Raw genomic sequence first — 14,744 nt, 5'->3', positions numbered from 1 at the left:
AACAACACCTTCAGTCTTCAGGGGGATAAACCTCGACTTCATTCAGGCAGAGCCGGCAGGTCCCGGACGCGATAACCTTGACATAACGGATGTCGGCGGGTTGTGCCAACTGAAACCGGTTCGGCGCATCCGGCTCAAAATTGTCTATTCGGGTGTATTGCCAGTTTTTGTCGTCAATGGAAATGGCCAGAATCAACGGAAGGTTGTTGAACAGCACCGGCACCTGGGTAAACAGGAAAATCCCGTCTATTTCCGTCGCCGCCGCATTGTCGTTAAAATAAAGAAACATTTTGTTTTCTTCATATCCCTTCAGGGTGGCCGTGATGACGATCGAACCGACCGTTGAAACCTTCCCAAGATCGATTTTGAACCAGGGATTTTGATGACTGGCGGTAACAAAGCAGGAATCAAAGGAACGGTCGCCGTCCACCCCCCGCCGGGCATGCAAATAGGCCGGATGGATCTTGTTGTAAAGGCTGATCTCGGCCGGCTTTCCGTAGGCCAGATTGGTGAGTTCCCGGTCTGTCGGCGTCTGCCAGGTATAAGCCGTCTGAAAGCTCCTTCCGCTGTAAAGGCTGTTGGACCAGAGGACAAACAGCCCGCCGGAAAGGCACACGGCCGCGGCCGCGAGTAAAAAACCGGCCGCCTTTCCGCGACACCGGACGGCGGCCAGAATGCCGATAACCGCCATTGTCAGGCAGCTGACCGCCATACCCCAGAACGCCGCGGCGCTCCAGTACCGGAATTCGACTCTGGATTTCCCGGTTGGGATACGGACTGCCTGGGATATCCCGTTGGCGCTGTAAATATTGACCGTCTCGCCGTTTACCCAGGCCCGCCAATGCCTGTCCGGGTCCGGATAGGACAGGAAGAAAAACGCCGGCTGGCAGGCTTCGGCCTCGAAAATCAGCCGGTTATAGGTGCTGTAAACCAGCCGGACCCGGTCGGGTCCGCCCGCGCACGCCTCGGTCATCCCGCCGCCGGCCTCATCCGGCTGATAGCCCTCGACAACCACCTCATCCCGCTGACGCTGCTGGTTTAAAATCCGGTAGGCATCCTGGCGGTTTTCCGCCACCCGGTATTTGCGGAATATCTGCCCCAGATAGGGATCGACAAAATAGTTTTTGAACTGCTCCCGTTCCGCCCAGTGAGCGCCGGTTTCAAACAAAAAGAGATATCCGGGCACCAATCGCAATGTCTTCTGCTTCTGGGCCAGGAGCCGGTCCAGGGTCAGCACCCCCTTGTCGTATTTCTGGTCAAAAGGGAGTGACCCGTATCTCATCATCAGGGTCAGCCCCAGGCAGATCAGGACACACAAAAAAATCTCCGCCGTGGTTTTGTAGCGCAGCGACAGGCCATGGACGACGACGGTCAGCAAAGTTAAAAAACCAACGGATATGAGCAGGGGTTCAACCCAGGCCGGCAGGAACAACGCCTTAAGCCGCACATGGACAGAAATCGGCGGCGACATCAGGTGAAGCGACAGGAGCCCGGAAAGGAGCATAATGATCGCGGCCGCCCCCAGGACGGAGCGGACAGGGATCGATCGCCGCCGCTTGAAGACAACAAGAGAAACCGTCTGTTCAGTGGTAAACAGCCAGACCAGGCCGGGCAAAAAGAGAATCGGCATGATCAGGCTGGCGCGGGAGGGATTGCGCGTTGACGAAGCAAACGGCAGAATCTTCCAGAAGGCTGAAAAAACCGGCGTGGCTTCGCCCGCCATATATAAAAAAACAAGGCCGATAAACGTCAGTATGAGCCAGTTTCCTCTGCCGGCGGGCTGACGGAGCAGCTTGATCAGAGGGATCAGCAGCACCATCAGGTACATGGATGTACCGCCGAAACAACCGAAAAAACCGGTTCTCACCGGCAGGAAAAAATTATAGATCAAACCCGGCAGCGTATCGAGGGAGATTGCCGATTGTTCAAACGTCATGTTCGCAAAATCCATATTGCGAATCACCTCCGCATAGAGAGGCGCGATATAGGCCGCGGAGAGAAGAAAAGACAGCCCGCAACAGACGACCCAGAAACCCCAGAACCGGAGTTTCTCTTTAAAAGAACAGCGACGTTGAGGCAGGACGGTTTCGACAATGTAAGGCAACAGCAGGGCGAAAAGACAGGTGCCGAGCACACAGTAGTATACCTCTTCCGGGTGGCCGCTGCTGATCGTCCAGTAAGACGCGCCGACAATCAGCAGGGGTTTGCCAATACGGTCCGGATTCAAAAAATACAAACCCAGCACCGCGCAGGTCAGGATATGGCCTGCCCAGGCGGCACTGCCGAAGCCATAGCCGAGACAAACCAGAGAGCGCGGGGAAAAGACGGTTACCGAGGTAAGGGCGAAAGCCACCAGCGGGCTTACACTCAATCGCCGCAAAAAAACCAATAGCACGATGCCGGACACCGACATCATCAACAAATTGAGCAGCAGCAGCCAGTCGAAAGCGAATCCGGTCCAGTAGCCCGGCAGCAGCGAGGCCAGGTATGGCAGCGGCAGATACAACTGACCGATTCCCGCCATAAGGCTGGTAAAATCGCCACAGGAGACAAAGGGAGAGTAAATCGGGAAGCTGCCGAATTTGACTGATACCATATACTCCATCTGCGGCCACAGATAGTAGCGGATAAAGTCACGGCCGGGTGCGATCACGGTTCTGGTGAAGGGAAGCATGAAATGAAACAGCGGGCCGGGAAGCAGCAGTAAAAGCACCGGCAGCGACAGCTTCCGTAAATATAACCGAATGACAGCAACCGGAGAAGCCTGGAGAGCAGACGCGATCATAGCTGGCCCCGATTAAACCAGATCTCTTCGATATCGACTGTAGAGGGTTTTGCCCACCCGAAACTTCCCGCTCTGGAAAAAACCGTTGTTTTTATAGATATGATGAAGCGCGATGACGGCGGGATCACTGGTGTCTCCAGCCACAACGCACTGAACACGGCGGACTCCGGATTGTCGGAAGTCATGAAACAGTTTTTTTAATAAAATAAATCCGTAACCGCCGCCCTGGTATTCCTTCAGCACGGCTCCGGCCAGGGATTCGGCGACTGTTTCCTGATGCAGATTGGCAAGAACGACCTGCGCAAACCGCAGCAAAAATGAGGGTTGGACAACAATCCGTTTGCCCACGATTTTTCCGATACGGAAAAAATTACGGGAAAACAACCCTTTCAAAAAAACACCGGGTTCGCTGCTGCCGACCATAAAACCCACTATGCGGCCATTCTGCCTGGCCACATATCCCCGGGCTCCGGGATCCATGACCACCTGCCGGTAAAACAGGCGCAAAAACTCCGTTCCCAGTTCCACCATGATACCGGCGGGAATTTCGCTTTTATGCATGGCTACCACGGTGTCGATATCCGCCAGCGTCATGGCGTTGATCGATTCCAGAAGTTTCTTTTCAATACCGCTTCCAAACGGTCTGTCCAGAAAGGAAGGCGGCCTGACGCCGCCGGCAATTGGTGGTTTATCCGAAGTTGGAAGCATTGACCCGATTTATCGCGAATATATTTATAATTATTAAAAATATCATAATTCATACACCATTGCCAACAACATCATCATCCGGCATGAAAGCGAATCAATTGTCCGGGTCAGGGTTATCAATCCCCGCGGGACAAACAGCGTCTGATATGCCCTACCCATATAATTTTTATGTACAATAGCTGATTCATTATTGTATGGTGTTTGCTGAACTTTTTCCGGCTCCCGATGAAGTTACCAAGCCTAATCCGGATACTTCGCTATTTTATTTAAATGGTTTTGCGAGTTGCGACATACGAATGGAAAAGGCCCTGCTATAATCTTTTCAATATACTGATATAATGGATAATATGTTGCCGGTTGGCCTCTCCGGTTTTTTCAACTCGCGCTGCCAGGAACCGTACCCGGGAATAAATGCATAAGAGCAAACAAGAGTCACTCCTATCGCCGATGGGAACAACCCATATCTGCCAGAAACGCAAAACCTGCCGTATCTGCGGGGCAAGCACGCTGAAGCCGGTCCTTGACCTCGGGCAGCAATGCCTGGCCTCCATATTTGAATCAGGATCGCCCCCGGACTGGCTGCAACAACCCTATCCCCTGGACCTGGTGCGATGCGCCGCGCCGGATGGGTGCGGCCTGGTCCAGCTTGGTCACAGTATTTCACCCCGCGTGCTTTACAGCCATTATGGTTATCGTTCCGGAATTAATGAGCTGATGCGCCAGAACCTGATTGAGATCGCTCGGATCGCTGAGGATATGGTCGGACTGCGTCCAGGGGATACGGTTTGTGACATCGGCTGCAATGACGGCACCTTTTTAGACGCTTTATCGACGAAAGGCGTGGATAAAATCGGCATCGATCCGGCCGCCAATGTTGTCAGGCTGGCAAGAGACAAGGGTCTGGAAGTGGTCTGTGATTTCTTCTCAAAAGAGGTCTATGAAAAAGCGCGGCCCGGGATCAAACCGAAAATCATCGCCACCATCGCCATGTTCTATGACCTGGACGATCCCGTCAGTTTTGTCCGGGATATCGCGTCCATCCTGGCGGATGACGGCGTCTGGGCGATGGAAATGTCCTATCTTCCCTTTATGTTGAAAAACACGGCCTTTGACGCCATTTGCCATGAACATCGGGCATATTACAGCCTGCGCCAACTGGAATGGCTGTTTGCCAGGGAACAATTAAACATCCATCGAATTGAATTCAATGACATCAACGGCGGCAGCCTGCGGCTGTTTATCCGCAAACAGACCGCCGGCGGCGACGTTGCCCTGGAAACCGTTCAGGCCTTAATACGAATCAGAGAGGAAGAACGGTCGCTGGCCCTTGATACCAGCGCGCCGTACCATTCTTTTTACGAGGCGGCCCTGGCCGTTCGTCATGAATTACAATATCTGCTCCAGGGTATCCGATCACGGGGAGAAACGATATACGCCTATGGCGCTTCCACCAAAGGGAATATCATCCTGCAGTTCTGCGGGATCAACAACCGGCTGGTCAGCAAAGCGGCGGACCGGAATCCGGACAAGTGGTCATGCCGGACACCGGCCACCGGCATCGAAATCATATCCGAGCAGCAGGCCAGAGAGGAAAAACCCGATTTCTTTCTGGTGCTGCCGTGGTCTTTCATAACGGCCTTCAAGGCGAGGGAAGCCGTTTTCCTGAAGAGGGGCGGCAGGTTCATTCTGCCCCTGCCAAAGGTACGGATAATTGGAGCAAACGGGGAAGTCGAATATGACCGACGTTAAGCCCTCTCCTTCCCGAAATGACTTACTGGTCTTTCTTCCCACTTATAACGAGGCAGGCAATGTGGAGGAAATGATCCGACGGATAAAAGAGATGAAAACCCGCGCGGATATTCTCTTCATTGACGACAACTCTCCGGACGGCACGGGAACGATGCTTGACCGTCTTTCTCGGCAGGAAGGCGGGATTGACGTGATTCACAGGCCAAGCCGGGGCGGTATCGGCAGTGCTCATCGCCAGGCCCTGCGATATGCATATCAAAAACGCTATAAAAAACTGATCACCATGGACGCTGATGGAACCCACGCTCCTGAAGATATCCCCGGACTTTTACAGTTAACAGGGAAGGCTGACGTGGTGGTGGGGTCCCGCTTCCTCACGGGCGCTTCGGACTCAAGGACGAAAAGAGAAAAACTGGCCAGCCGTTTGAGCCATCTGGCGACATCTTTCATGTTAGGGCTGCCCTATGATCTTACCAATGCCTTTCGGCTGTATCATCTGGACACCATTGATCCGGCTGCCTTTTCCGGGGTTCAGGCGGATGATTACGCGTTTTTTATCGAAAGCATATATGCCCTGGAAAAAAAAGGCGTCAGGATTGTGGAATATCCCGTGAGCCTGTCCGCCAGATTGTCTGGAAAATCCAAAATGCGTTTCAGGGATATGTTATGGTGGGGAGGGAAATTGATGTCACTGCGATGGGCAGATAAATATAATTAACATCATGTACACCGAAAACGATTAGCAGGAGAGTTCGGATAAATGCGTGAACGGTTATTTCTTTCCCTCCGGAGCGGCTTGTGGCTGCTTCTTTTCCTGTCTCTTCTGGCCGGGACAGGCTGGGCCCTGCCAGGGGGAGTTTCCATTCAAAAGACATTTCTCGGCAAGCCATCCGATGACTGGCAAATATTTTCCGACTCCATTGCCTTCAGCCCCGACATGAATCATGTCGCTGTTGCAGTGATCACCCGGGAAGGCATGCGCGTGGCCATTGATGACAAGATGGGGGAAACATACAGCCGCATCGCCAAAGGATATCCTGTCTTCTCGCCTTCCCGGAACCGGGCCGCCTATATAGCCGCCAGGGGGAATCAACATTTTGTCGTTATCGACGGGAAAGAGTCAGCAGCCTATGACAGCGTCTGCTGCCTGCGTTTCAGCCCGGATGGCTCGTATACCGCTTACATCGTCCAGGACAAAGACAAACAGCACCTGGTGCTTAACGGCAACCGGATGAAAGCGTATGATATGATCGATATTGTTTTCGGCCCGGTTTTCAGCCCGGATTCAAAAAAAATCGTTTACGTGGCAAAAAACAACGCGGAAAACAATGTCCGGCTGATCGTAAATGGTCAGGAATCCTCTCCCTGTGACGCTATCACGGAAATTCTTTTCAGCCCGGACGGCAAAACAGTCGCTTATATTGCCACCAGGGGCAAAAAGCAGTTTGTCATCCGCGGCGCCAGGGAAGAAGGTCCGTACGACAAGGCGGAAGGGCTGACCTGGAGCCCTGATTCCAAAAAACTGGCTTACATCGCCATCCGAAACGATGAATTCCTGGTGGTCCATAACGGTCGGGTAATCCCTGTCGGCAGTTGCTCCCCTCAAACCGTATTTTATGAAGGAGGGCTTTTCGCCACCATCATTCCCCAGATCACCCAGCCTTCTTTCAGCCCGGACTCGTCATTACTGGCATTTACCAGAATGGAACAGGGGAAATACCAGGTAGTAATCGGAAGCAAGACAGGCCCGCCTTTTAATCTGGTCACGTCAGTGGTCTTCAGCCCGGATTCAAAACATTATGCATATACCGGTGTCAGCGAAAAGACGGCTGGCGCAACCATGCAGATGGTCCACAATGAAACATCAGGCCAGGCCTATGATTTTATTGACCAGCCGACTTTCAGTCCGGATTCGGGCCATCTTGCCTACCGGATCGGTCAGAACGGGCTATGGGCCATGGTACTGGATGAAAAACCCCAGAAATTTTATGACTCTGTCGGACCGCCCTATTTCAGCCCGGATTCCAGGATCCTTGCTTATCAGGCGATGAGCGGTAACAAGGCGGTGATGGTGGTAAACGGCCAGGAACAATCGTATCCGGTTGAATTCCAGGAAAATGAGGGGATCTCTCCTAAAATCTCCCGGCCCTGTTTTTCCCCGGACAGCCGTCATCTTGCGTATCTGGTCAAGCCAAAACTGCTTCAATGTCAGTTGGTAATAAACGGCAACATCGTCGAAACTTTTGATTTCGTGGTGTCACAAGAGATTGATCCGCCGATTGTTTTTAACCGGGAAAACAAAACCCGCATCCTGGGCGCTTTTCTGGAGGGCGACCGGTTTAAGTTCTTCTGGTACGATATTGCCATTAACGGCCAGAACAAATGATATACACGCATCGCCGAAGCCGCATGAGCCCGCTTTAAACCATCATCAGGGGCCCGACAGTGAAAAAAGTATTCACGCCACAGTTCTTGATAAAGCCGGGCATGCTGGCGTTGCCCTTTCTCTTTTTTTACTGGCTGACGCCTTTTGTCTCCGACCAGACACTGGGCAGCGATTACATTAATTATCATATTTATCACCAGCTCGATCTTCTCTTCTCCGTCAAAACCGGGGCCTTTCCCCTTTTCGCTCCCGCCTGTTATTACGGCCAGTCATCCGCTTACCCGCATGCCCAGCTCTATCACCCCTTGGGTTATCTGGCTTCCCTGATGCCGGGATTCTGGCAGGGTTACTCCCTGGAATGGCTGACCCTTTTCCGGCTGATTATCCTGGCGTTATGTCATTTCTGTCTGTATCAATTTCTGGCCAGACTGCCTTTAAGCCGTTTCATGGCCTTCATCATCTCCCTGATCACCGTGTACAACCTCCGGATGCTCGACCTGTTCTGGAACGTCATCGCTCTGGAGGCATACACCGGAACGCTCCTCCTCTGTTCCGCCATCGGCTGCTACTTCCTGAAGACGACCCGGCGTCAGGGGCCGCTACTGATTATTGGCGCGGCCTACTGGCTGCTCACCAGCGGGTTTGCTCCCATGGTCTTTTTCGGCGCCATCGGGTCAGTCCTTTTCACGATGCTGCTGCCCTTTCTTTATAACGCCATGGTTGCCGACGCGGAGAAAAAACCCGTAAGCAAAATTGTCTCCTTCTGGGGGCGAACCGGTCTTTTCCTTACCGCGGGCATCCTGCTCTCGTCCGACTACCTGTGGCCATTTTTCTGGGATTACATGAAAAACAGTTCCGGACGAATCGATCAGCCCTACCTGTGGTCCACCCAGTGGACGGATACGCTGCCCGGATTTTTCAATAATTTCTTCTGGCCCCTGGGGGCGGGGTTTTCCATGTTCGGCGGATCACCGCTTTTCCTGGCGGCGGTAGTCGCCCCCTTTGTCCTGACGCTGTTCCGGGTCCGCGTGCCGGCCGTGATCTGGATCATCCTCGGCATCATCATCCTCTGCTCCCTTTACATGCAGGGAAACCGTACGCCGGTCCATCCCTGGGTCTGGCAACATGTTCCCCTGGCCTCGACTTTGAGAGGCCCGGTCCGCATCGCATTGATGCTGCCCCTTCTGTTCATGATGACCCTGGCCTGGGCAGCCGGGAGCGGGCATGGCCCCCATCCGCCTGTTTCCGCCAAAAGTCCCAAGCCTCATCCCATGACGCGGGCGGCCATGGCCGCGTTGGTGATAACCGTCGTCTATATCAGCCTTCCGGACAGCCTTTTCGTCAATCCTCACTACAGCTGTCCTTACAACCTGCGTCCCATTCCGGGCTGGTTCGAACCGGCCTTTCTGGCCGCCAGCCTGATCGCTCTCCTCCTCGTTTTTCTGTATTTCTCAGCCTTTGACCATAGGAAAGTGTCAGGCTTTTTCCTGGCGGCGGTTACGATTTGCCAGTTGACGATACTCTTCAGATACGGGGCTTACTCCATAGCCGATAAAGAAAAAACACCGACCTGTGACCAGATCCTGGCGCAAAAAAAAGAAGCCATCAATTTTCAGCCGGTTTTCTTCCTGAACCAGCATGCCGGCAGCCGGGTGGTGGATGAGCAACTCAAAAACTATTTCATGGAGCCGCGCCTGGCGTCCCTTTACCGCCGATACGATTCGGTCGCCGATACCGAGACGGCCTATACGCGGCTGAACAGCGACCGGAAACCCGACGAGGTCATGGTTGAAAATTTTACCGCCGGCCCGGAAGTGGTCGACCCGGGAAATTGCCTGAATACATCCGACCGGGTCACATTGACCTACAGTTCTTATAACCGGCTGATATTTTCCGCCCAGGCCTGCCGGGAATCCTTTTTTGTCCTGTCCTATCCCTTTTCCGGCCGCTGGCGATCCTGGCTGGACGGAAACAGGGCAACGATATACCGGGCCAATGGCGCGGCCCAGGCCGTCCTGATACCGCCGGGAGAGCATACCATCGAATTCCGTTACTGGAGCAGCGCGGCGTTTTACGGGATGATGACCAGTTGTTTGACCTTTGCGCTGGTCATCGGTCTGGCCGGCATTAAAGCCGCCGGCGTACGGCGCGGGATGGGGGTTGCTGCCGCGGCGCTGGTATGCGCCGCCGGGTTGTTCGGTATATGGTATACCAGCCTTTACGCCGGCGACAATCTCGGGACGCGATACGAATGGCAGTCACCGGCCCCGGGCACCCCTGTGAATCTTGCTTTCGGCAAACCGACGCAAATGAGCAGCCATGCGCCCGGTTATCCTTATCTTTATAACAGCCGGCACGCGGTTGACGGCGGCCGAGGCGTTGATTCCTGCTTCTTCACCGATAAAGAAGGGAACCCCTGGTGGCGGGTGGATCTGCGGCAGCCGGAAACGGTGGGGAAAATTGTTCTTTACACCGGGTTTTCCGGCCCCCGGTTCAATGGTCCGCCCCTGATCGTGTCCATATCCGACGATGGAGAACGCTGGCGGAAAGCCCGGGTCGAGCGGGCAGGTGATGGGGGGCCCATGGAAATTGTGTTTTCACCTCCGGAAACGCTCCGCCATATCACCATCCAGGCGTCCGGGGAATGTATCCTGTCTTTGAACGAAGTGGAGGTTTATCGACCCGATGTCTGAAATGAAAAAGCATCTTCCCTTTGGTAACATCACCATTCAGAATATATCCAGGCGCCTGATTGACGAAGCGCTCGCCGCGGGACGAATCAGCAGCGGTAATCTGGTGCGGCGTTTTGAAGAGCGGTTCGCTGAACTGGTCGGCGTCAGGGAAGCCATTGCCGTTTCTTCAGGCACCGATGCCGATATCCTGGCCCTGTCCGTACTTTATGATTTCGGTGCCCGCCGGGGGGACGAAGTGATCATCCCGGCCCTTTCCTTTGTCGCTACCGGTCATGCCGTGATTCACGCCGGGTTCACCCCGGTTTTTGTCGATATTGATCCGGTCTCTCTTAATATTGATCCGGAAAAAATCGAAGCCGTCATTACCGAAAAAACCCGCGCCATCATGCCGGTTCATCTGATGGGCAAACCGGCGGACATGGTCGCGATCAGGAAAATCGCCGATCGATACGGTCTTGTCGTCATCGAAGATGCCGCCCAGGCCCACGGCGCCCTTTACAAGGGGAAAACCGCCGGCTCCATTGGTGATATGGCGGCCTTCAGCCTGTATGTGGCCCATCTGGTCACCACCGGCGAGGGCGGCATCGTTACGACCGATAACGAATCGTACGCGAAAATCCTGCGCTCACTCCGTTCCCACGGCCGGGCCTGCGACTGCCGGGTGTGCCGGCTGAATGTCTCCTCGGGATATTGCCCGGAACGGTTCCGGGAAGGCCGGGATATCCGGTTTGTCACCCGCCGGCCGGGGTTCTCCAGCAAAATGAATGAGCTGGAGGCCGCTCTCGGAATCGGTTGCCTGGAGGCCTATCCGGCCATACTTGAAAAACGCCGGGCCAATCTGATGTTTGTACTGGAACATTTTGAACAGTTTCACCCCTGGCTGACCACCATCAGTGAACAGGCCGATGAACGCATTGGTCCCCATGCCATTCCCATCATTGTCGGAAAAGAAGCGCCGTTTTCAAGGAACGACCTGATGCGTTATCTGGAGGAAAACGGCATTGAAACGCGGACCCTTTTTGAAGCCATGCCCACCCAATGCGTCAGTTTTGCTTTTCTCGGACACGCGCCCGGGGACTTTCCCCAGGCTGAATATATCGGTGACAACGGCCTCCATGTCGGCGTTCATGACGGTCTGGGCATTGAGGAAATGCAATACCTGCTGGATGTACTGAAGCGGTTTACAGGCCGTCATCATGGCTGAAATAGAAGAATGATAAAAAGACTGCCCCGCCATTTAAATGAATTCTCCATCGCCCTGGCGGCCATGGGCGCCTGCTTTCTTTATCTGCTGAGCCGGACATGGATGAAGTGGGGTGACCTGATCGTCGATACCTTCCGGGAATTCTGGGTACCCATGAAACTGCTGGAAGGGCATGTCCTCTATCGCGATATCTTTTATGAATATGGCTTTTTCCCTCCATATCTGCAGGCGATTTTATTTAAAATATTCGGCGTTCATCTTTATACACTGGCGGGCCTTGGCATCGTCACCACCCTCCTGATCGCCGCGGCGGTCTATCTGATTCCCCGGATGTTTTTGAGTGCGACCGTCTCCGCCCTGACCGTCATTGTCTTCTTTCTGGTCTTTGCTTTCGGCTATTACGCCGACAACAACAATTTCAACGCCATTCTTCCCTACAGTTTCGCTTCCACGCTGTTTTTGCTGTTCATCCTGTATGCCCTTTATTTTTTTCTCCGGTTCCTCCAGTCGGGGCAAAACCGATTCCTCGGCCTCTGGGCCTTCTTCATGTCCATGGCCATGTTCTGCCGGATCGAAATACCTATCCTTGCCTGGGGAGGTTTTTTCGTCACCGGCCTTGTTTACATATTCAACAATTCCGGCAAGAAGAATATCCCGATCTGGCTGCTTTTATTACTGCCCCCGCTCCTTACCGCGGCCGGATATCTACTGTTTATCGCCGTTTCCGGTTCCTGGGCCGGATTCAGGGAATCCGTCATCAATCCGTTGCTGTATCTGAAGAGTGACCATTTTCAGGATGCGGTAATGGGGACCGCGGATACGGTTTCCAGTCTGAAAATTATCGCCGGATCGACTGCTCTTACCCTGGTTCTGTTGCCGTTGCTTGGCGCGGCCGCGTCAGGCATTACCTCCCGGTCGAAATCGGCCGCGACACCCACGCGACTCCCGGCCCTGACATCAGGCCTCCTGGTTATAGCGCTGGTAATGATTTATTCACCGGACCTGTTGGCGTGTTACCAGTATCGATGCCTTTCTCTTTTCTTACCGGGCGGAATCCTCTATTTCGCCTGGAAATCCATAAAAACAAAAGATCCAGTCTGCCTTCAACTGTTTTGTCTTTGCCTGACGGCCCTGATCGTGGCATCACGCATGCTGCTGAACATGGGACCGGAATTGTATGGCTTCTATCTGCTGGTTCCCGGCTTGATCGTGTACCACCTGATCATTTTCAGAGGGGTAGTCCCCCGGATTATCCGCGTTTTCCCTTCCACCGCAAAGCCGTTTCTGGAAGTTGTTCTGGCCTGCTTCCTCCTGGTCCTGGCCTTCGATTACTGGGGGTGGTCGGTCCGGCATTATGACAGCCGGACGCTCAAAACGGTTTCCGACCACGGCACGTTCTACTGGGTTGACGACCATCAGACCCGGGACATTATGACGACCGTGGATTATCTAAGCCGCAACACGTCGCCGGAGCAGTCGGTGGTTGTCTTTCCGGAAGGCATAGCCGTCAACCTCTTGGCCGATCGAAAAAACCCCTTACGATACTGCAACTTCATGCCCCCGGTGCTGCAGTACATTGGCGAAGAAACAATAATCAAGGGGCTCTCCGACAGCGGCGCGGACTATGTAGTCGTGATCAGCCGGGACGCCTCAGATTACGGATATCCCTTCTTCGGGGTTCATTATGCCCGGGACTTGTACGGCTGGATTCGACAAAACTACCGCCTGGAACGGGTCATCGGCGCCATGCCCTTTGAATCGACGCAATTCGGGGTGGCGATTTACCGAAAAGGCCGGCCATGAAAATCGTCTTTATCGACCTGCTGAATCTTTACAACGATCATCACGGGATTTATGCCCTGGCCGGGGTCCTGAAATCCGATGACCGGCGATTGTTTTATGTCGGAACGCGCAGCTTTTCACGGGCTTTGAAAAAAATAAAAGAGATCGAACCGGACCTGATCTGCTATTCCTCTTTTTCGGCGACCATTCCCCTGTATATATCTTTTGACAGGATGGCAAAGCAGGCCTGCTCGGCCAGGTCCGTGATCGGCGGACCCGGCCCCACCTTTGACTGGTCCTTTCTGAAAACATCCGCCATAGACGCCATTTGTATCGGAGAAGGCGAATACGCCCTGCTCGATTTTATACGTAGCGACTTTACCTCTACAAAAAACATCTTCCGCCGGCAGGACCCATTTCCAGAGTCCTTCTACCCCCTGGTGAACATGGATGAACTGCCTTTTCCCGACCGGTCGGTTGTTTACAATGCCGACCGTCTTCTCCGGGACTCCCCGTCCAAGCAGTTCTTTTCCGGGCGCGGCTGCCCCTATGACTGTTCCTATTGTTTCAATCATAAATTCCGGGAGATGTTTCAGGGGTGCGGACCCGCGATAAGAAAGAAAAGCGTGGACTACCTGATAGAAGAGATCAAGGATGTTCGCGACCGCTACCCTTTGAAAGAGGTGATTTTCAACGACGACATCTTTATCCTCGGGGGAAAGTGGTTCGCGGAATTCTGTGACCGCTATCCCCGGGCGGTGGGGCTCCCCTATACCTGCAATATCCGCGCGAACCTGATCGATGATGAAATCGCCGCCGGCCTGAAACAAAGCGGCTGCCAGGCGGTCAACTGGGCCATTGAAACCGGCAATGACCGTTTAAGGAACACGGTGCTTAACCGGAACATGTCGGATGAGCAGATTTATCACGCCGCGCGATGCCTGACCCGGCACGGGATCCCTTTCCGGACCGGCAATATCCTTGGATTGCCGGGAGAAACCGCCGCACAGATGGATGAGACCGTCGAGATGAATATCAGGGTCAAGCCTTATCTGGGACTGGCCAACATCTTTATCCCTTTTCCGGGACTGAAATTAACCCAGTATGCCATGGAGCAGGGCTGCTGCCGTGAGCCCAGCATCCGCGATCTGCCCCGGGATTATTTTTCCAGCAGCATGCTGGATTTCAGCCAAAAGGAAAAAAGCCGGATATATAAACTGTTCTGTCTCTTCCCGCTGTTCGTCCGCTGGCCTTTTCTATTTTATCATCAGCGCCTCCGAAAAGCGCTGCTATCGCTGCCAGGGATCGTTCTCCGCCCGATATATGAAATTGTCTACACTTACAAAATGGCCAGGCTATATATTCCCAGCACCTCACTGGCTCTGAAAATGCGCATGGTGCTTCGGCACCTAAAAAACTTGTAACGCCCGGTCGTTT

Annotated in this window: 9 protein-coding genes; 7 read left to right on the top strand and 2 right to left on the bottom strand. The window is 53.8% G+C overall.

Annotation, left to right across the window (positions count from 1 at the left end; translation table 11 throughout):
- Positions 1-10: 10 nt before the first annotated feature.
- Positions 11-2,785 (bottom strand): hypothetical protein, encoded by a 2,775-nt coding sequence (locus AB1724_03845; GenBank protein ID MEW6076924.1) that lies wholly within the window; start codon positions 2,783-2,785, stop codon positions 11-13.
- 12 nt (positions 2,786-2,797) lie between these two features.
- On the bottom strand, positions 2,798-3,493 hold the full coding sequence (locus AB1724_03840; protein ID MEW6076923.1) for a GNAT family N-acetyltransferase: 696 nt from the start codon (positions 3,491-3,493) through the stop codon (positions 2,798-2,800).
- A 447-nt stretch (positions 3,494-3,940) separates the two neighbouring features.
- On the opposite strand from AB1724_03840, the gene AB1724_03835 reads away from it, so the two are divergent.
- From AB1724_03835 to AB1724_03805, 7 genes are read left to right on the top strand one after another with little or no spacing between them, the layout of a single operon-like run.
- Positions 3,941-5,242, top strand: coding sequence for a class I SAM-dependent methyltransferase (locus tag AB1724_03835; protein MEW6076922.1), 1,302 nt, complete (start codon positions 3,941-3,943; stop codon positions 5,240-5,242).
- The gene (locus AB1724_03830) at positions 5,229-5,960 is read left to right on the top strand and encodes a glycosyltransferase (GenBank protein MEW6076921.1); all 732 of its coding nucleotides are present in this window, start codon (positions 5,229-5,231) and stop codon (positions 5,958-5,960) included. The genes AB1724_03835 and AB1724_03830 overlap by 14 nt, the downstream gene beginning before the upstream one ends.
- Before the next feature lie 42 nt (positions 5,961-6,002).
- The gene (locus AB1724_03825) at positions 6,003-7,628 is read left to right on the top strand and encodes a hypothetical protein (GenBank protein ID MEW6076920.1); all 1,626 of its coding nucleotides are present in this window, start codon (positions 6,003-6,005) and stop codon (positions 7,626-7,628) included.
- Positions 7,629-7,687: 59 nt separating this feature from the next.
- Positions 7,688-10,321 carry a discoidin domain-containing protein gene (locus tag AB1724_03820; protein MEW6076919.1) on the top strand — a complete coding sequence of 878 codons (2,634 nt, stop codon included), beginning with the start codon at positions 7,688-7,690 and terminating at the stop codon, positions 10,319-10,321.
- Complete coding sequence (locus tag AB1724_03815) at positions 10,314-11,525, top strand: DegT/DnrJ/EryC1/StrS family aminotransferase (protein ID MEW6076918.1); 1,212 nt, start codon at positions 10,314-10,316, stop codon at positions 11,523-11,525. Before AB1724_03820 ends, AB1724_03815 begins: the two co-directional genes overlap by 8 nt.
- A gap of 9 nt (positions 11,526-11,534) precedes the next feature.
- Positions 11,535-13,328 (top strand): hypothetical protein, encoded by a 1,794-nt coding sequence (locus AB1724_03810; GenBank protein MEW6076917.1) that lies wholly within the window; start codon positions 11,535-11,537, stop codon positions 13,326-13,328.
- Positions 13,325-14,731, top strand: a complete 1,407-nt coding sequence (locus AB1724_03805; GenBank protein ID MEW6076916.1) for a radical SAM protein — start codon at positions 13,325-13,327, stop codon at positions 14,729-14,731. Before AB1724_03810 ends, AB1724_03805 begins: the two co-directional genes overlap by 4 nt.
- Positions 14,732-14,744 lie beyond the last annotated feature (13 nt).

Source organism: Thermodesulfobacteriota bacterium (genome assembly GCA_040753795.1).
Classification (GTDB): Bacteria; Desulfobacterota; Desulfobacteria; order Desulfobacterales; family Desulfosudaceae; genus JBFMDX01.
This window is presented reverse-complemented; position numbering and strand designations above follow the sequence as displayed.